Origin of the sequence: Ruegeria marina, assembly GCF_900101475.1 — a bacterium.
Lineage (GTDB): Bacteria > Pseudomonadota > Alphaproteobacteria > Rhodobacterales > Rhodobacteraceae > Ruegeria_B > Ruegeria_B marina.
Map to the genome: position 1 here is coordinate 1 of NZ_FMZV01000005.1, position 18,324 is coordinate 18,324.

Here is an 18,324-nt window from a genome sequence, read left to right on the forward strand (position 1 = left end):
GTGGAGAGGTTGAGGGTCGGACGTTGTTGTCGACGTTTTTGCGGGATCATCTTTCGCTGACGGGGACGCATGTTGGGTGTGACACGGGTCAGTGCGGGGCCTGTGTTGTGCATGTTGACGGTGTTGCGGTGAAGTCGTGCAACATGCTTGCCGCGGAGGCGTCTGGGTCTTCGGTCGGGACGATCGAGGGTCAGGCGGCGGCGGACGGGACGCTGAACGCGCTGCAGCAGGCGTTTCAGGATCATCACGGGCTTCAGTGCGGGTTCTGCACGCCGGGGATGGTGATGTCGGCGGCGGCGCTGCTCAAGGACAATCCGCGGCCGAGCGAGGCTGAGGTGCGGGCGCATCTGGAGGGGAACCTGTGCCGTTGCACGGGGTATCACAACATCGTCAAGGCGGTTCTTGCGGCGTCCGGTCAGGACGTGAGCGGGATCGCGGCGGAATAGGCTGACCGAGAATTTTCGGCGAAAATTCTTTTTCTGGGAGGAGACGAGACATGCCCAAGGACAGTGGCATCGGGGCGAGTTCGAAACGGCGCGAGGACGTGCGGTTTCTGACGGGCGCCGGCAATTACACCGACGACATCAACATTCACGGCCAGGCTTACGTGCATTTTCTGCGCTCGGACGTGGCGCATGGCCGGATCGTGAGCATCGACACGGCGGCGGCCTCGGCGATGCCGGGGGTGGTGCGGATATTCACCGGCGCCGATTTCGAGGGGGTGGGCGGTCTGCCCTGCGGCTGGCAGGTGACGGACCGGCATGGCCAGCCGATGGCCGAGCCCGGGCACCCGGTGCTGGCGCAGGGCAAGGTGCGGCACGTGGGCGACCCGATCGCGGCGGTTGTGGCGGACACGGCCGAGCAGGCGCGGGACGCGGCTGAGGCGATCGGTGTGGAGATCGAGGAGCTTCCGGCGGTTGTCGACATGAAGGCGGCGCTGGCCGGGGACGCGGCCAGGGTGCATGACGATCTGCCGTCGAACCTGTGCTACGACTGGGGTTTCGTCGAGGAGAACAAGGCGGCGGTGGACGCGGCCTTTGACACGGCGGCGCATGTGACGACGCTGGAGCTGGTGAACAACCGGCTGGTGGCCAACCCGATGGAACCGCGGGTGGCGATCGGCGATTATGCGCGGGCGACGGGCGAGTCGACGCTCTACACCACCAGCCAGAACCCGCATGTGATCCGGCTCCTGATGGGGGCCTTCGTGCTGGGCATTCCCGAGCACAAGCTGCGGGTGGTGGCGCCCGACGTGGGCGGCGGCTTCGGCTCGAAGATCTTCCACTATGCCGAGGAGGCGTTCTGCACCTTCGCGGCCAAGGCGATCAACCGGCCGGTGAAGTGGACCTCGTCGCGGTCGGAGGCGTTCATGTCGGACGCGCATGGGCGCGACCATGTGACCAGGATCGAACTGGCGCTGGACGCGGACAACAATTTCACCGCGATCCGGACCGAGACGCTGGCGAACATGGGGGCGTACCTGTCGACCTTCGCACCCTCGGTGCCGACCTGGCTGCACGGGACGCTGATGGCGGGCAATTACAAGACGCCGCTGATCTATGTGAACGTGAAGGCGGTGTTCACCAACACGGTGCCGGTGGATGCCTATCGCGGCGCGGGCCGTCCCGAGGCGACGTTCCAGCTGGAGCGGGTGATCGACAAGGCGGCGCGCGAGCTGGGGGTGGACCCGATCGCGCTGAGGCGGCAGAACTTCGTGACCGAGTTCCCCTATCAGACGCCGGTCGCGGTGGTCTATGACACCGGCGATTACAACGCCACGATGGACAAGCTGGAAGAGATCGCGGACATCGCGGGCTTTGCGGCGCGGCGGGCGGCGTCCGAGGCCAAGGGCAAGCTGCGCGGCCTCGGTGTGAACTGCTATATCGAGGCCTGCGGCATCGCGCCGTCGAACCTGGTGGGGCAGCTGGGCGCGCGGGCGGGTCTTTACGACGCGGCGACGGTGCGGGTGAACGCCACCGGCAGCATCAGCGTGATGGTGGGGGCGCACAGCCACGGCCAGGGCCACGAGACGGCGTTTCCGCAGGTGGTGGCCGAGATGCTGGGCATCGACGAGAGCATGATCGAGATCGTGCATGGCGACAGCTCGAAGATCCCGTTCGGCATGGGCACCTATGGCTCGCGCAGCCTTGCGGTCTGCGGCTCGGCGATGGTGCGGGCGACCGAGAAGATCATCAACAAGGCGAAGAAGATCGCGGCGCATCTGATGGAGGCCTCGGAGGCCGATATCGAGCTGAAGGGCGGCCAGTTCACGGTCGCGGGCACGGATAAATCCGTGGCCTGGGGCGACGTGACGCTGGCGGCCTATGTGCCGCACAACTACCCGCTGGAGGATATCGAGCCGGGTCTGGAGGAGACGGCGTTCTACGACCCATCGAACTTCACCTATCCGGCCGGTGCCTATGCCTGCGAGGTGGAGGTGGACCCCGAGACCGGCAAGGTGACGGTGGAGCGGTTCAGCGCGGCGGATGATTTCGGCAATATCGTCAACCCGATGATCGTGTCGGGGCAGGTGCATGGCGGCCTGGGCCAGGGGATCGGCCAGGCGCTGCTGGAGAACTGCGCCTATGATCCGGAGACCGGGCAGCTGCTCAGCGCGTCCTACATGGATTACGCGATGCCGCGCGCCGATGACGTGCCGTTCTACGCGGTGGATCATTCCTGCGCCACGCCCTGCACGCACAACCCGCTGGGGGTGAAGGGCTGCGGCGAGGCCGGGGCCATCGGCAGCCCGCCGGCGGTGGTGAACGCGGTGATCGACGCGCTGCAATCGGGCGGCAAGACTGTCGCGCATATCGACATGCCGGTGAGCCCGTCGCGGGTCTGGGCGGCGATGAACGGCTGAGACGGCCGGGGGGCGCTGCCCCCCGGACCCCCGGGATATTTTCAGCAAGAGGAAAGGGCAGGGACCCGGAGCCTCTTGGAGGAGGAGCGAGATGTATAATTTCGAGTTTGAGCGGCCTGGCAGCGTGGCCGAGGCGGTCGCGGCGCTGGCATCGGAAGGCGCGCAGGCGCTGGGAGGCGGTCAGACGCTGATCCCGACGCTGAAGCAGCGGCTGGCGGCGCCGGAAAAGCTGGTGTCGCTGGGCGGCATCGCCGAGATGAAGGGCGTCTGCGTCAATGACGACGGCTCGGTCTCGGTGGGCGGCGGCACCCCTCATGCCGAGGTGGCGCGGGCGGCGGCGGCGCATTACCCGGCGCTGGCGGCGCTCGCGGGGGGGATCGGCGACCCGGCGGTGCGCAATCGCGGCACCATCGGCGGCAGCCTGGCCAACAACGACCCCTCGGCCTGCTACCCGGCGGCGGCGCTGGGATCGGGGGCGACCATCGTGACCGACCGGCGCGAGATCGCGGCGGATGACTATTTCCAGGGCCTGTTCACCACCGCGCTGGAAGAGGGCGAGATCATCACCGGCGTGCGCTTCCCGGTGCCGGAGGCGGCGAATTACCAGAAGTTCGTGCAGCCGGCCTCGCGCTTTGCCCTGGTGGGGGTCTTCGTGGCGAAATACGCCGATGGCGTGCGGGTGGCGGTCACCGGCGCCTCGGAGGACGGGGTGTTCCGCTGGTCCGAGGCCGAGGCGGCGCTGAACCAGAGCTTCACCCCCGCGGCGCTGACGGACCTCGCCGTCGACCCCGACGGCATGATCGGCGACCTGCACGGCTCCAAACCCTACCGCGCCCATCTGGTCAACGTGATGACCCGCCGCGCCGTCCAGGCCGCATCCTGACCCGGACGCAAAAACAGCCAAAACCGAAGGCCCCCGCCCAAAAGCGGGGGCTTTTGCGACCCACGGGACAAAAGGCAGGCACTTGGCGGCGGAACAAGGGGCGGGGCTGGTGGGTTGTGCCGCCGGGCCTAGGTGGATGACGTAGCCCTTCCTTTTTCTATCCGACCCTATTTGTCCTGTCTGCCGCAGGCGCACCGGCAAGGCGTATTCCCCTGTCAATTGGCCGGGATGGATCGGACCGCAACCGGGGTTCTGGGCGGAATGGCTGTCTCTGGCCCGGGCACTACGGGTGCCGGTCCTGATCGGGTTCAATGCCGCAGATGCGGTCGCCGAGATCGAACGGATGGGCGACCGTGGCACGGCTGCTGCCACGCATCAGGCGCTGCACGGCATGTTCGGGGCGCGATTTCCCGCACCGGTTGCCGCGCAAGTCACGCGCTGGAAGCTGGAACGTCATATGCCTGGCAGTTACAGTTACAAAGCGGTCGGCACCGGGCCGGCCCCGCGTGCAGCCCTGGCCGGGGTCGACTGGGACGGGGCGCTCTGATTTGCCGGAGAAGCTGCCTCTGCCAGCCATTTCGGCACCGCGCATAGCGCGCTTCTTTCGGGCCAGGCCGTGACGCGTAGCCCTCTCGCCTGCCGCCGAGCTCTGTCCCGCCCGATCCATTGCGCAAGGCACGGGTGCCAGTGGCATGCGGGCGGCAACAGAAAACCCCGCCGGGATGCGACGGGGTTATTCACGGGAGCCGCTGGCAGGCTCACTTGTTCGGCAGCGGTCCGATCATCATGATCATCTGGCGGCCTTCCATCTTCGGCATGTTCTCTACCTTGCCGATTTCCTTGATGTCTTCGGCAACCCGCTCCAGCAGTTCACGGCCCAGGTTCTGGTGGGCCAGTTCGCGGCCACGGAACCGCAGCGTGATCTTTACCTTGTCACCGTTCTCGAGGAATTTGGCGACGCTTTTCATCTTCACTTCGTAATCATGCGTATCGGTGCCGGGACGGAACTTGATCTCCTTCACCTCGATGATCTTCTGTTTCTTGCGCGCTTCGCTTTCGCGTTTCTGCTGTTCGTACTTGTACTTGCCATAGTCCATGATCTTGCAGACCGGCGGTGTCGCGTTCGGCGAGATCTCCACGAGGTCCAGGCCGGCTTCCTCGGCGAGGGCCATGGCTTTGGCGGGGTGTACGACACCCACATTCTCTCCATCCGCGCCGATCAGACGAATTTCGGGGGCGCGGATCTTGTCGTTGATGCGCGGGCCGGTGTCGCGTTGCGGCGGCGCATTGTGCGGTCTGCGGGCTATGGGAACATTCCTTTGTTGTTAGCAGAAATTCGAGGCCGGAAAATAGACCGGCCCGCGCAGTGTTTCAAGCGGCATCCGCCGGGGAGGCCGGTAAAATACCGCGATACCGGATGGCAAGGTGCTTTTGACCCCGTCCAGCGTCAGCCAACAAAGGCTTTTTCGATCACGAATTCGCGCGGATCCGAATTTGCGCCCTCGGTCAGGCCGAAGTCTTCGAGAATGGCCTTGATGTCGTGGTTGAAGGCCAGGCTGCCGCAGACCATGGCACGGTCCGTTTCCGGCTTGATGCCGCCTTCGATGCCAAGATCCCTGAACACTGTGCCGTCCCGGAGCAGTTCGGTGATACGGCCCATGCGCGGGCTTTTTTCGCGTGTGGTTGTGGGATAGTATCGGATCTTGTCGGCAAAGCCTTCGCCGATCAGTTCGGCCAGCAACTCGTCCTGGCGGATCTGCTCGATCAGCTGGCGGCCATATTCCAGCTCTGCCACCTCGCGGCAGGTATGGGTGATGACGATCTCGTCGTAATCCTCGTAGGTCTGCGGTTCGCGCAGGAGCGAGGCAAAGGGGGCAAAGCCGGTGCCGGTGGCAAAGAACCAGATCCGCTTTCCGGGCAACAGCGCGTCATGCACCAGCGTGCCCACGGGCTTGGGCCGCAGGATGATCTCGTTCCCGGGCTGGATATGCTGCAACTTCGAGGTGAGCGGGCCATCCTGAACCTTGATCGAGTAGAACTCCAGCTCCTCGTCCCATGCGGGCGAGGCGATGGAATAGGCACGCAGCAGCGGTTTGCCGTTGTCGCCCAGCAGCCCGATCATCACGAACTCGCCCGAACGGAACCGCAGGCTGGCGGGCCGCGTCACGCGGAACGAGAACAGCCGGTCGGTCCAGTGTTTCACTTGCGTTACGGTCTGGGCGTCGGGCAGGGTGGGGGCCTTGATGGCGGCGGCTTCGGTCACGGGTCTCATCTCGGTCATTGTTCGTGTCACCGGAGCGGTAATCCGGCGCCTCTCTCTCGTCTTTGACATACATCATGAAAAGGGGATTGTCTCCCCTTTTTGTTAGTACACGAATGAAATTTCGGGTTCAGCCGCGCAGGCGGGCCTGATAGTCATGCGCCTGCCAATCGGCGCGCGCCAGCCACTGCTCCTCGGGCTGACGTTCCGCCAGGGCGGAATCGATCTCGACCTCGTCGAAACCGGCCCGGCGCGCCATGGCATATTGGTCGGCCAGGACATGACCGCGGGCCCGCAACCGGCCTGTGTACCCGCCCAACCGCAGGGTACGCGCTATGGTAAAGCCGCGCCCATCGGCGAAAGAGGGGAAATCCACCCGGACCATCCGCACCCGTTCCAACCGCGAAAGCACCGCGTCGGGGTCCGCGTCCGAGGGCACGTCCAGCGCCACCATGTCATTCGCGGCCTCGCCGAGCGGCAGGAAGCCGTCAGTCCAGTCCTCGGGCTGAAACCCGCTGTCGGTTACGATCACAGTCATGTCTTTTCTCCGGTGCGGACGAGTTTCCCGTCGATGAAATGGATGCCGCATTCTTCCTTGGTCTGGTCCCGCCAGCGCCCGGCGCGCGGGTCTTCGCCCGGTTTCACGGGCGAGGTGCAGGGGGCGCAACCGATCGAAGGATAGCCCTGCGCCACCAGCGGGTGCCGAGGCAGGCGGTTTTCCTCCATGTAGGCGCGCACGTCCTCGGGGGCCCAATGGGCCAGCGGGTTGACCTTGATCCGCCCGGTGCCGTCCTCGACTTCGAAGAAATCGAGCGCGGCGCGGCTGCCCGCCTGGAACCGCTTGCGGCCGGTGATCCAGCCGTCGTAGCCCGACAGCGCCCGTTGCAGCGGGATCGTCTTGCGCAGGGTGCAGCAGGCGTCCGTGTCGCGCAGGCGCAGGGCGCCATAAGGGTCGTCGCGGGCCACATCGTCAGCGTCCGCTCGGATCACGTGGACATTGCGCAAGCCGAGGCGTTCGCTGACCTCCTGTTGATAAACAAGAGTTTCCGCAAAGAGCATCTGGGTGTCGATGAACAGTACCGGCACCTGGCGGTCGATCACTGCGGCCATGTGCAGCAGCACCACCGATTCCGCGCCAAAGCTCGACACCAGTGCAATATGCCCCGCCTCGCGCAGCGCACCGTGCATCACGTCGGTTGCGCCGTGGTGCTTGTAACGGGCGTTGAGCGCCGCGACCTTGGCGCTGAGCGCGCTCCGGTCACGGCCCAGTTCGGTCTGGATCTCGTCAAGCGGCATCGGCACGAGCCTCGGGGTAGAGCGCCGCCTTGAACGGCGCCATGCCGACCCGGCGATAGGTCTCGATAAAGCTCTCCTCGCGATCAAGCCTTTGATCCAGATAGGTTTCCACGATCCGTTCGATTGCCGGAACAATCTGGTCATAGGCAAAACCGGGACCTGTCCGCTCGCCGATGGTGGCGGTTTCCGTGGCGTCGCCCCCCAGTGTGATCTGGTAGTTTTCGACGCCTGCGCGGTCGAGGCCGAGGATGCCGATATGGCCAACGTGGTGATGACCGCAGGCATTGATGCAGCCCGAGATCTTGATCTTGAGCGCGCCGATCTCGTGCTCCAGCTTCAGTTCTTCGAACCGGGTGGCGATCTGTTGGGCGACCGGGATCGAGCGGGCGGTGGCCAGGGCGCAGTAATCCATGCCGGGGCAGGCGATGATATCGCTGATAAGCCCGATATTCGCGGTACTCAGGCCGTTTTCCTGAAGCGCCTTGAAGATCGCGTGCAGATGCGCGCGCGGCACATGCGGCAGGATCACGTTCTGCTCGTGGCTGATGCGCAGCTCGTCATAGGCATAGCATTCGGCGAGATCCGCCATCACCCGCATCTGCTCCGCCGTGGCATCGCCCGGCGTCGCGCCATGCGCCTTGAGCGAGATGGTGACGATGGCGTGGTCGTCGCGCTTGTGCGCGGCGATGTTGGTATCGACCCAGGAGCGGAAGATATTGTCCGTTCTGTACGCGTCTTCAAAGCCGGATTGACCGTTTTGTACAAATTCCGGCGGCGCGAAATGCGCCTTGATCCGGTCCAGCAGCGCCATGTCGGCACCTTTGAACTGGCCGCGCACCTTGAGGAACCTTTCGTTCACCTTGGCCCGGATCGCGTCGATCCCGTGCTCGAAGACGGTGATCTTGATGCGCGCCTTGTACTTGTTGTCGCGACGCCCGATCTGGTTCCAGACGCTGACCGTGGCTTCGAGATAGGCGAGCAGATCGTCGAAGGAGACAAAGGGGCTGAGTTCCTGACCGATCATCGGTGTCCGGCCGAGGCCGCCGCCGACGATGACGCGGGCGCCCAGCACGCCGTCGCGCTCCACCAGTTGCAGGCCGATGTCATGCGCCTTGATCACCGCGCGGTCATTGGCGCTGCCGGTGATGGCGATCTTGAACTTGCGTGGCATGAACTGGAACTCGGGGTGGTCGGTCGACCACTGCCGCAGCAGCTCGGCATAGGGGCGGGGGTCGGCCACCTCATCCGCCGCGGCGCCGGCGAAATGGTCGGCGGTCACGTTGCGGATGGTGTTGCCGCTGGTCTGGATCGCGTGCAGGCCGACCTCGGCCAGCGCGTCCAGCATGTCGGGCACGTCGCTCAGCTTGGGCCAGTTGTACTGGATGTTCTGGCGGGTGGTGAAATGGCCATATCCCTTGTCCCAGGTCTCGGCCAGATAGGCCAGTTTCCGCATCTGGGCGCTGTTCAGCGTGCCATAGGGGATCGCCACCCGCAGCATATAGGCGTGCAGTTGCAGATAGAGCCCGTTCATCAGGCGCAGCGGCTTGAACTCGTCCTCGGTCAGCGAGCCGTCGATGCGGCGTTCCACCTGGGCGCGGAACTGGGCGTTGCGCGCGGCGAGAAAGGCGGTGTCGAACTCGGAATAGCGATACATGTCTGGCTGTCCTTGGTGCAGCCCCGAACCGGGGCCTTTTAAAGGGGGATGGGACTGGGGCTCAGGCCCGGGGCTGCGGAGAGGTTTCCTGTTTGCCGTGGGCGTAATTCGATGGGCCCGTGCGGCGGAAGTCCTCTCGGAAATGAACCGGCTCGGGCCCGTTCGGGCCGGGCCGGACGTCGGCGAGATAGGCGCCGACCACTTTCGATGCCTGCCGAACGGCGTCGAGCAGGCGCAGCTGGGCATGCGCCTCGTCGGTGATCAGCTCGGCCTCGGCCAGATCACGCGACCAGCGGTCGTCTGCGGTCTGATAGATCACATCGCCTGCGATCAGGTCATTGGCAGTGATCACCTTCGGTGTGAAAGCGCGAGCCATGGGCTTTTCTCCTGTTTGACTTTGGTGTCAATATAAGAAATATTTCCCATAAGACGCTATATGCTGCGGCAAATAAGGAAAAATGTTCTTCTGATGATGGCGTGGAGAACATCTGTTTCGAAAAGAAAGGAAAACAGGAATGTCGGTGCGCATCGACGAAACGGACCGGAAAATTCTGGTCGAGCTGCAACGCGACGCCAGCCAGTCGCTGGACGATATCGCCAGCCGGGTGGGAAGTTCCAAGACGCCGGTGTGGAATCGCATCCGAAAGCTGAAGGCGGCCGGCGTGATTGGCCAGCAGACCGTTATCCTGGACCCCGAGTCACTGGGGTTCGAGGCCTGTTTCTTCGTGCTGATCCGCACCTCGGAACACGAGGCGGAATGGCAGAAGAACTTCCTCAAGGCGCTTCAGGGGCGGCCCGAGGTGCAGGAGGCGCACCGTCTGGCCGGCGATATCGACTATATCCTGAAAGTCCGGGTGAAGAACGCGCGCGCCTATGACGCGTTCTATCAGGCGCTGATCTCGGAAGTGCGGGTGCACAACGTCACCGCGCTGTTGTCGATGGAAGAGATCAAGTCGACCACCGTGCTGCCGCTCTGAGCGGGCAGGGGGCGGTCCCCAACCGGTCAGAGCAGTGCAAGGAACCGGTCGATCTGCTCGGTCCCGATCGACCAGTCGCAAACCAGCCGGCAGGCCAGTTTCTCGGATTCGTCCTGCCCGTCGAGCGTGCCCCCCCACAGGTGATAGACCGCCCCGGCCGCCATCAGGCGCCGATGCGTTGCCCGGGGAAAGGCGGCGAACACGATGTTGGCCTGCGGTTCGTGCAGGAACTCGGCCCCGGCGGCCCGCAACCCATCCGCCAGACGCGCGCAATTGGCATTGGCCTGGCGGGCGGAGCGCAGCCAGAGATCGTCCTTGAGATAGGCCGCCATCTGTGCAGACAGGTAGCGGTGTTTCGAGAACAGATGCGCACCACGCTTTCGGCGGAGCTCGAACTCCCAGGCGTGTTTCGGATCGAAGAAGATGACGGCCTCGACCCCCATGCAGCCGTTCTTGGTGCCGCCGAAGCTCACCGCGTCCACGCCCGCCTTCCAGGTCATTTCCGCCGGCGAGGCATTGAGCGCAACCAGGGCATTGGCGAAACGGGCCCCGTCCAGATGCACCGGCAGTCCGTATTCTTTCGCAACCGCGCAGAGCGCCTGCAACTCGGCGATGGAATAGACGCCGCCCCGCTCGGTCACCTGGGTGATCGACACCGGCCCGCGTTGCGGCCCGTGCACGCCACGGGTTTCCTCGCCTGCGATTGCGCCGCGCAGCGCCTCGGGCGTCATCCGGTCGCCGCCCGGCACAAGCGTCAGCTTGGCACCGCCCGAGTAGAATTCCGGCGCGTTGCACTCGTCCTCGTGGATATGCGCCACCGGCGAACAGAAGATCGTCTGCCAGGGCTGCGACAGTGTGGCAAGCGCCAGTGAGTTCGCCGCAGTTCCAGTTGCCACCAGATAGACGGCCGCCTCGGGGGCTTCGAAAATCTCGCGGATGCGGGTTCGGACCCCATCCATGATTGCATCGGCTCCATAAGCCATGGCATAGCCCTGGTTTGCCTCCATCAGTGCGGTCAGAACCTCGGGGTGCGCCGGGCCGGAATTGTCGGAAGCAAAGAACATCAGATCGGCTCCTCGATGATATGGTCTTCCCAGTCTTCTTCCGGGGTCTCGAATTCGGACACGGTGATCCCGCGCACGGAAACACCCGCCCGGTGTACGCTTTCCGGGTCGCCGGAGATCAGCGGGTGCCAGTCGTAGAGCGGCTTGCCCTCCCACAGCAGCCGATAGGCGCAGGTGCGCGGCATCCAATAGGCGTGGCTGTCGAGATTGTCGGGTGTCAGAACGATGCAATCGGGAACGAACTGGTGCCGGATCGGGTATTGCGTGCAATGGCAGGTTTCGTCGTCCAGCAGGCGGCAGGCCACCCGTGTCAGTTCCACGACGCCGGTGTCCTCATCCTCAAGCTTGTTGAGGCAGCACTTCCCGCAGCCGTCGCACAGCGCCTCCCATTCGGCCTTGTTCAGCCGCGAGAGCGGCTTGCGCTCCCAGAACCTTGGTTTCAGACCGCCGCGGTCGATCGGGTCCTTCATAGCGCCGCCAGTATGTCGCGGGCGCGGGCGCAGTCGGCGTCCATCTGGGCGATCAGCGCATCCAGCCCGTCAAAGGTCATTTCCGGGCGCAGGTATTCGACCAGTCCGACGCTGAGCGTCGCGCCGTAGAGATCGCCCGAGAAGTCGAACAGGAAGGTTTCGATGTTGGGCTGCTCGCCCCTGAACATCGGCCGCACGCCGACCGAGGCGGCGCCGTGATAGCAGCCCCGGTGGGGGCCGTCCAGCACGTCGACCAGCACCGCGTAGACGCCGAAGCGCGGCGGGTGCAGCCCGTCTATGGACATGTTGGCGGTGGGAAACCCCAGCTCGCGTCCGCGCTGTTCTCCGCCGATCACTTCGCCCTCGATTCGGTGCCAGTGACCCAGCATGTCGGCTGCGTCGCGCGGGCGGCCGTCAGTCAGCGCGGAGCGGATCGCGGTCGACGAGATCACGCTGTCGGTCTGTTCGAGTAGCGGCGCGACAGTGACGCCGAACCCCATGTCGCGGCCGAAGCGGACCATGTCGGCGGGATCGCCGCTGCGGCCCTTGCCGAAGCAGAAATCGGCGCCGATGACCACATGCGTCAACCCCAGCCCGTCGCAGATGACCCGCCGGGCGAATTCTTCCGGTGTAAGGCCGGCAAGCGCGGCATTGAAGGGAAGTTCATAAAGCCGCTCGACCCCCAGCTTTTCCAGCCGGTGCGCGCGCGCGGTCCCGCGCATCAGGCGAAACGGCGGGCTGTCGGGTGCGAAGAATTCGCGCGGATGCGGTTCGAAGGTCAGAACGCCCAGCGGCGCCTGAGGTGCCGCCTCGCGCGCCAGTTCGATGACCGAGCGATGGCCGATATGCACGCCATCGAAATTGCCGATGGCGGCGCTGGCGCCCCGGTCGGCAGGTTCGACGAATTTGTAGTCGCGGATGATACGCATGCAGGTTGGGTACCCGCAGGTTTGCGCATGTTCAAGCGCGACTTGTCGGCCGCGCCTATTTCCTGAACGTTGGCGCGATCAGTCGAACTTGCGGGAGGGGGCCAGCACCATGGCCTCGCCCACAAGCACTTTCTTGCCGTCGACCGAGCAATGGCAGTCCAGCTTGACCCGGCGTTTGGCAAAGTCGATGTCGATCACCTTGACCTCGGCATAGACCGTGTCGCCGGGGCGCACGGGGGCGAGGAACTTCAGCGACTGGCCCATGTAGACAGTGCCGTGGCCCGGAAGCTGCTCGCCGATCACCGCCGAAATCAGCCCGGCGGTCAGCATTCCGTGGGCAATGCGCCCTTCGAAGATGGTGTCGCGGGCATAATCGTCGTCCATATGCACCGGGTTACGGTCGGTCGAAATCTGCGCGAACATCTCGATATCGGCATCGGTCACCTGTTTGCGAAGATAACGGGTCATGCCCATTTCGATGTCTTCGATGCAGATCGTTCCGCGCGGCAGATTGTCCAACATGTCACCCTCTCAATCAGGACGGCGAAGCAATTTTAGGCAAGGCTTCGCATGACTTTGGTAACTTTATTACTTTGCAGATGCAGAAAATCAAGTCTTTTCTGCTCAGCGAAGTTGTCCAATGGTATAAGTCGGAGTGCGATTTTCCCTTTCCAGGTATGCAGTTAGCGCAAACGGATCCGGGTTGATGCCAGTTTTGGTTTCCGATGCGGCCAGGCCGCCGGAAATGAAGAGAGAATCGATCCCCTCACCCTGGGCGCCGGCGACATCCGTCTGGATGCCATCCCCGATCGCAAGGATGTCGCCGTCAGGGATGTCCGTTCCCAGCGCCAGCAGCCGACGGCGGGCCAGATCGTAGATCGGCGGGTGCGGCTTGCCGAAATAGAGACTTTCGCCGCCCATCTCGGTATAGAGCCGTGCCAATGCGCCGGCGCACCATTCGCGCACCTCGCCCCGATCGACGACAATGTCGGGATTGGCGCAGAGCAGCTTCATGCCCTTTGTCTTGGCGTAGAGGAAATCGGGCCGGTTTACCTCGGGGTCTGCCATCGGGTCGAAGGGGCCGCAGCAGACGATGCCCTCTGCTTCCTGCAAGGGCACACGGGTGATCTCGACGGGGTCGTCGAGCAGTTTGAGCGGTTCGAAGAAACCGGCGTCTCGCTCCCACTCGCCCATGAAATAGACCTTCTGCCCGACCGCGCCCAGGAACATGGCAGACCGGGCGCTGTCGCCGCTGGTGGCAATGGTGTCATAGGCATCCGAGGGGACACCGAACTGGACCAGCTGCGTTGCGACCCCGGCACGCGGTTTGGGCGAGTTTGTCACCAGCACCACCTTGCCGCCGGTCGCGCGATAGGCTTGCAGCGCTGCAACCGCTGCGGGAAAGGCTGTCACGCCATTGTGGACGCATCCCCAGAGATCGACGAACAGGGCACGATAACGATCGGAAATGTCTGCGAGGCTATTGATGATCTGGGTCATGGGTCGTCCCGAGTTTCTGCTGTGCGGGATGTGTATGCCGCAAGCCGCGCGCGATAGCCATGGCAAAGCGCCCTTCGGCCTCGAAAGCTGTTCGGCCTGCGCCCGGTGCGCCGGTTGATGACATGGCGCAGTCCGGTTGCTTTCTTGTGTGTCGCTCGGGTGGGCACATGAAAAAGGCGCCCGTCGGGGCGCCTTTCGTCTGCAAGCCGAAACGGATCAGAGCTTGAGGTTCGGGATGATCTGCTTCTTGCGGCTCATGATGCCGGGCAGGACGACGGTGTCGCCCGAGACCGCGGCGCCAAAGCTCTTTTCGGCCACTGTCTTGACCAGATTGTTGGGCACCAGCAGGGTGGCTTCCTCGTTCAGGATGTCGATGACGAAGAGCAGAACCTGGTCGGCGCCATCTTCCTTGGCCACGTCGATCATCGACGCCATCAGGCTGTCCTTGCGGTCCAGCAGAACCTTGGGGGCGGTGGTTTCCAGAACCGAGACGCGGAACTCCTTGCCGTCGACATTGTACTCCTTGGAGTCCATCCGCAGCAGTTCGGCATCCGAGAAGGACGACACATCCGATTTCGCGGCGAACATCTCGGCCGCGTAAGAGGGGATGTCGATGCCCAGATCGGCGGCCAGTTTCTCGGCCACGGCGCGGTCGTGGTCGGTGGTGGTGGGTGAGCGGAATTCCAGCGTGTCGGACAGGATGCAGGTCAGCGCAGCGCCCTTGATCGCCTCGGGCATGCGGGTCGCATCGTCACCCATCAGATCGACCATGATGGTGGCGGTGCAGGCCAGCGGGCGCACGGTGATGTCGATCGGGCCCTTGGTCTTCAGCCCGCCGATCAGCGCGTGATGGTCGATGATCTGGCGGATGTCGGCGTCATTGACACTTGCGGGCAGTTCCGCCGGGTTGTTGGTGTCCACGATCACGACCGGGGCGCCGGCGGCGACGTCCGAGATGATCTCGGGCTTGTCGAAGCCCCAGCGGCTCAGCATGAAGGCCGCTTCGGTGTTGGGTTCTCCCAGCAGCACCGGAGTCGCGGCCTGACCTTTCACCTCGTTCAGATACCAGGCCCAGATGATGGGCGAGCCGGTGGAGTCGGTGTCGGGGGATTTGTGGCCAAATACCTGAATGGTCATGTGTCTATCCTGCCAATGGTCGAATTTGCGCGCCTTATAGGGGCGCGTGCGGACATTGTCACGGGGTGCCGCGCGGGCTGCGACCCTTGGTCAGGGTACCACCTCGGAATGCGTCATGTTCAAGCGCATAATCTGCGATGGCCAGCAGGATCGGGAACCCATTATCGCCGCGCATATGCGCAGCGCACCGCCGTCCCGTTGCGGACTCCCGGGATGTGATCCATCCAGTTGCGGTTTTGCCGTTCCAACAAAGCGTCGAAGGTTTCGTCCCGGATCGGGGCGAATTTCAAACGTGTCAGTCGATACCTCTTTTGTATATCGAAGCGTGAAAATCCAACACTCCGACGAGGCGCGCACCGAAACAGGTTTCTTCCAAGGTTGCCAGGTGGCCGGTGTCAGCGTCTGGATCGGTTGAGAACAGCCCATCTCGCGCGCCTGTTGTTCGACAGATTTTGCGGCCAGCCAGCGCGAGCGACCTGTTCCACCTCGGCGCACATCTCGTTCGAGAGGTCGCGGCCCATGCAGGCGCCCGGCGCGGCGCTTTGGAGCAGCGGAAAACCATCATAGTCCGAAACGCTTGGCTCGCTCTGGAATGGTCAGAATTCGGCACGCGACAGGCTGTAGCCTCGCTGTTTCAGCAGGTTGAGCAGGCCCGATTTTCCCGGCAGATGCGCGGCGCCGACCGCTACGACCAGCGTTTGCGCTCTCGTGCGCAGTATGACCGAGATCCAGGCGCGGTTACGTTTGTCCAGAATATGGACATCGAACTGGCGCAGCAGGCGCGACACTTCCTTGCGGGGAACATCGAGATCACGGTAGAGCGTCCAGTCCTCGATCAGCAACGCCTCGGCCAGAGCCTCGTCGAAATAGGCGTTCGACATGGTGACGATCTGGTCGTCGAAATTGAGTTCGCTCTTCATGTCCATCACGAGCAGCTTGACCTGATCCCGGATCGGGATGGCCGAAAGGGCGCTCATTCCGGAGCCGACGGTTTCCAAGGCTCCGACAGGCACCCTGGCGCGCGCGGCCAGGGTTTCGATCCGGTCATCCAGGCCCCGGTAGGCAAAGAGCCCGCGGCCCCCGCACCCCGAGCGGGACAGATTCATCGAGATGAACCAGGGCTGCAACCGGCTCAGAACCCGCTCTTCGTCGCCCTGCGCGTTCATTCGAATGGTCAGGAATCTCCATTCCTCCGGCGTCATCAGTTGGTCGAGTCCGGCTGCGCCCCGTGGTATGGTCAGGATGGAAGGGGTCTTGCGCAACGTATCCTCAAGCGTGGCAAGCTGCCTGCCTGTCACCTCCAGAAGCACGGCATCGGCGGTCTCGATTACCGGGGCGATCCGCCGCATCACTGCCCGCATCCGGCTGTCGCCGGTGTGTTGTGTGGCAATCAGGTGGATGCGCTGCGTCCCTTTGGTGGCGATCCAGTGATTGCCATAGGCAAAGGGAACCTTCTTGATCTCACGCGCCAGCCGCGCCTCTCCTTCCGGCGTCAGCCGCGTGCGCAGATCGGTTCCGGTGCAGCGGGCCTCGACCCCGGTGGCCATCAGCAGGCCCAGGCAAAGGATCAGGGCACGCAGCATGAGGTCTCCTTTGAAAATTGGTTGGCAACAACAGCTAGGGTCGGCGCCGGTCGGGAGCAAGCCATGCCCGGGTGCGCGATTGTATTGCGGGGCGGTTGTGCCTAGCCTGCAACCATGGAACGCGAGCAGGATCTTTACCCGCCCGTCAAGCAGATGCTGGAACGGCAGGGCTATGTCGTCAAGGGCGAAGTCGGTGCGGCCGATATCGTCGCGCGGCGTGGGGACGAACCGCCATTGGTGGTGGAACTCAAGCTGCGGTTTTCCTTGTCCCTGTTTCATCAGGCGGTGGCGCGGCTTTCGCTGACCGACACCGTGTACGTCGCGGTGCTGCGGCCGACGGGCAAGACCGCGCGAAGGGCCCTGCGGGACAACCTGGCGCTATGCCGCCGGTTGGGGCTGGGGCTGATGACCGTGCGCGCTGACGGGCGGGTCGAGGTGCATTGCGACCCCGGCCCTCATCGACCGCGCAAGTCGAAAATCCGGACCGGCCGGCTGTTGCGCGAATTCGACCGTCTGGCCGGCGACCCGAACGCCGGCGGCGCCACCCGGCATGGCATCGTGACCGCCTATCGCCAGGACGCGCTGCGATGCGCTGCACATCTGGCCCGACATGGGCAGAGCAGGGGGGCTGCGGTCGCGCAGGCGACCGGCGTTCCGGCAGCGACCCGCCTGATGCGGGAAAACCACTATGGCTGGTTCGAGCGCGCGGACAAAGGTGTCTACGCCCTGACCGAGGAGGGGCGCGCCGGGCTCGTGCACTGGGGCTGTAGCTGGGACTAGCCCCGCCGGGCAATGAAATCGGTGACCAGTTCGACGATCAGCGGGGCAAGGGCCGGAGTGATGATATGGCCCATGCCTTCGATGGCCCGGAACTCGGATCCGGGGATGGTCGCGGCGATCTCTTCGCCCATCGCAAGCGGGACCAGCGTATCGTCGGTGCCGTGGATCACGAAGCAGGGCAGGGCTAGATTGCGCAGGGCGGGCCGCCGGTCAGATGCGTGCAGGATGGCCAGAACCTGCCGGTTTCTGCCCTCGGCATCCACCCCGCGGTCCCAGGCGCGGGCTGCCATGGCGCGGATATCGGCTTCGGGCATCGGATAGCCGGGGCTGCCCCAAAGCCCATGTTCGGCGACCTGGGCATCGAGATATTCCGCCCGCGTCATGTCGCGCACCAGCAAGCTCTCGACCAGCGCCAGCATCATGGTGCGGTCGTTTGGCGCCCGTTCCGCGAAGGGGCGGCAGGCGGTCATGACAATGGACGCGGAAAGAACCCGTTCGGGATGGTCGATGCAGACCTGTTGCAGCACCGCGCCGCCCATCGAAATGCCGAACATATGCGCGCGTTCGATCCCCAGCGTATCCATCAGGCCGGTGATGTCGCCCACCATATCCTCGATCCCGTAGGGTTTGGGAATATCGCCGCCGCCGCGCAGCAGGTCGAGAATACTGTCCGCGTCACCGGGCACCCCATCGGCCGGGCAACGCTGGGTCAGGCCCACGTCGCGATTGTCGAACAGGATCACCCGATATCCTGCCTTGGCGAAACCCTCGTATAACGTGGCGGGCCAATGCGCCAACTGACTGCCCTGGCCGCGGATCAGGATCATGGGCACGCCGTCGGATGGCCCGTGTTCCTCGACCTCGATCCGAATGCCGTTCGCTTCGATTTGCATGCCCGTTTTCCCGTTGTTGCCACGTGCTGGGGACT

General features: G+C 64.2%; 20 protein-coding genes. 6 read left to right on the forward strand and 14 right to left on the reverse strand.

Annotated features, from left to right (window positions below; all coding sequences use genetic code 11):
- The 4 genes from BLT75_RS08355 to BLT75_RS24805 form a co-directional block, all read left to right on the forward strand.
- Positions 1-446: (2Fe-2S)-binding protein (locus tag BLT75_RS08355; RefSeq protein WP_143028534.1), on the forward strand; the 446-nt coding region annotated here is incomplete at its 5' end.
- Between the two features lie 50 nt (positions 447-496).
- On the forward strand, positions 497-2,863 hold the full coding sequence (locus BLT75_RS08360; protein ID WP_093029739.1) for a xanthine dehydrogenase family protein molybdopterin-binding subunit: 2,367 nt from the start codon (positions 497-499) through the stop codon (positions 2,861-2,863).
- Positions 2,864-2,954: 91 nt separating this feature from the next.
- A complete protein-coding gene (locus tag BLT75_RS08365; RefSeq protein ID WP_093029741.1) occupies positions 2,955-3,746 on the forward strand; it encodes an FAD binding domain-containing protein in 792 nt (263 codons plus the stop codon).
- Positions 3,747-4,035: 289 nt separating this feature from the next.
- Positions 4,036-4,293: an FAD-dependent oxidoreductase gene (locus BLT75_RS24805; RefSeq protein ID WP_093029744.1), complete on the forward strand. Its 258-nt coding sequence runs from the start codon at positions 4,036-4,038 to the stop codon at positions 4,291-4,293.
- Between the two features lie 211 nt (positions 4,294-4,504).
- Here BLT75_RS24805 and infC read toward each other — a convergent pair whose 3' ends face one another.
- The 6 genes from infC to BLT75_RS08400 all read right to left on the reverse strand — a co-directional run bounded on the left by infC (position 4,505) and on the right by BLT75_RS08400 (position 9,332).
- Positions 4,505-5,053 carry a translation initiation factor IF-3 gene (gene infC / locus BLT75_RS08375; RefSeq protein WP_093029746.1) on the reverse strand — a complete coding sequence of 183 codons (549 nt, stop codon included), beginning with the start codon at positions 5,051-5,053 and terminating at the stop codon, positions 4,505-4,507.
- A 140-nt stretch (positions 5,054-5,193) separates the two neighbouring features.
- A complete protein-coding gene (locus tag BLT75_RS08380; RefSeq protein ID WP_093029748.1) occupies positions 5,194-6,027 on the reverse strand; it encodes a ferredoxin--NADP reductase in 834 nt (277 codons plus the stop codon).
- A 109-nt stretch (positions 6,028-6,136) separates the two neighbouring features.
- Positions 6,137-6,544: a DUF934 domain-containing protein gene (locus tag BLT75_RS08385; RefSeq protein WP_093029750.1), complete on the reverse strand. Its 408-nt coding sequence runs from the start codon at positions 6,542-6,544 to the stop codon at positions 6,137-6,139.
- A complete protein-coding gene (locus BLT75_RS08390; protein ID WP_093029752.1) occupies positions 6,541-7,302 on the reverse strand; it encodes a phosphoadenylyl-sulfate reductase in 762 nt (253 codons plus the stop codon). The genes BLT75_RS08385 and BLT75_RS08390 overlap by 4 nt, the downstream gene beginning before the upstream one ends.
- Positions 7,292-8,956, reverse strand: coding sequence for a nitrite/sulfite reductase (locus BLT75_RS08395; protein ID WP_093029754.1), 1,665 nt, complete (start codon positions 8,954-8,956; stop codon positions 7,292-7,294). The genes BLT75_RS08390 and BLT75_RS08395 overlap by 11 nt, the downstream gene beginning before the upstream one ends.
- A gap of 61 nt (positions 8,957-9,017) precedes the next feature.
- The gene (locus BLT75_RS08400) at positions 9,018-9,332 is read right to left on the reverse strand and encodes a DUF2849 domain-containing protein (RefSeq protein WP_093029756.1); all 315 of its coding nucleotides are present in this window, start codon (positions 9,330-9,332) and stop codon (positions 9,018-9,020) included.
- A gap of 139 nt (positions 9,333-9,471) precedes the next feature.
- On the opposite strand from BLT75_RS08400, the gene BLT75_RS08405 reads away from it, so the two are divergent.
- Complete coding sequence (locus tag BLT75_RS08405; protein WP_093029758.1) at positions 9,472-9,933, forward strand: Lrp/AsnC family transcriptional regulator; 462 nt, start codon at positions 9,472-9,474, stop codon at positions 9,931-9,933.
- A 26-nt stretch (positions 9,934-9,959) separates the two neighbouring features.
- Here the strand turns inward: BLT75_RS08405 and BLT75_RS08410 are convergent, their stop codons facing one another.
- The 7 genes from BLT75_RS08410 to BLT75_RS08440 all read right to left on the reverse strand — a co-directional run bounded on the left by BLT75_RS08410 (position 9,960) and on the right by BLT75_RS08440 (position 16,616).
- Entirely contained in the window at positions 9,960-10,997 is a 1,038-nt protein-coding gene (locus BLT75_RS08410; RefSeq protein WP_093029760.1) for a threonine aldolase family protein, read from the reverse strand.
- Positions 10,997-11,467 (reverse strand): YcgN family cysteine cluster protein, encoded by a 471-nt coding sequence (locus BLT75_RS08415; RefSeq protein WP_093029762.1) that lies wholly within the window; start codon positions 11,465-11,467, stop codon positions 10,997-10,999. Before BLT75_RS08415 ends, BLT75_RS08410 begins: the two co-directional genes overlap by 1 nt.
- A complete protein-coding gene (locus BLT75_RS08420; protein ID WP_093029764.1) occupies positions 11,464-12,396 on the reverse strand; it encodes a bifunctional riboflavin kinase/FAD synthetase in 933 nt (310 codons plus the stop codon). The genes BLT75_RS08415 and BLT75_RS08420 overlap by 4 nt, the downstream gene beginning before the upstream one ends.
- 78 nt (positions 12,397-12,474) lie before the next feature.
- Positions 12,475-12,918 carry a MaoC family dehydratase gene (locus BLT75_RS08425; protein ID WP_093029766.1) on the reverse strand — a complete coding sequence of 148 codons (444 nt, stop codon included), beginning with the start codon at positions 12,916-12,918 and terminating at the stop codon, positions 12,475-12,477.
- 102 nt (positions 12,919-13,020) lie between these two features.
- Positions 13,021-13,896 carry a TIGR01459 family HAD-type hydrolase gene (locus BLT75_RS08430; RefSeq protein ID WP_093029768.1) on the reverse strand — a complete coding sequence of 292 codons (876 nt, stop codon included), beginning with the start codon at positions 13,894-13,896 and terminating at the stop codon, positions 13,021-13,023.
- Between the two features lie 216 nt (positions 13,897-14,112).
- Complete coding sequence (locus BLT75_RS08435; RefSeq protein ID WP_093029770.1) at positions 14,113-15,033, reverse strand: manganese-dependent inorganic pyrophosphatase; 921 nt, start codon at positions 15,031-15,033, stop codon at positions 14,113-14,115.
- A gap of 596 nt (positions 15,034-15,629) precedes the next feature.
- Entirely contained in the window at positions 15,630-16,616 is a 987-nt protein-coding gene (locus BLT75_RS08440) for a TraB/GumN family protein (RefSeq protein WP_093029772.1), read from the reverse strand.
- A gap of 114 nt (positions 16,617-16,730) precedes the next feature.
- Here BLT75_RS08440 and BLT75_RS08445 point away from each other — a divergent pair, with 114 nt between their 5' ends.
- On the forward strand, positions 16,731-17,396 hold the full coding sequence (locus tag BLT75_RS08445; protein WP_093029774.1) for a DUF2161 domain-containing phosphodiesterase: 666 nt from the start codon (positions 16,731-16,733) through the stop codon (positions 17,394-17,396).
- On the opposite strand, the gene BLT75_RS08450 is transcribed toward BLT75_RS08445, so the two are convergent.
- Positions 17,393-18,289: an alpha/beta fold hydrolase gene (locus BLT75_RS08450; RefSeq protein WP_093029776.1), complete on the reverse strand. Its 897-nt coding sequence runs from the start codon at positions 18,287-18,289 to the stop codon at positions 17,393-17,395. The genes BLT75_RS08445 and BLT75_RS08450 overlap by 4 nt on opposite strands.
- Between the last annotated feature and the right edge of the window lie 35 nt (positions 18,290-18,324).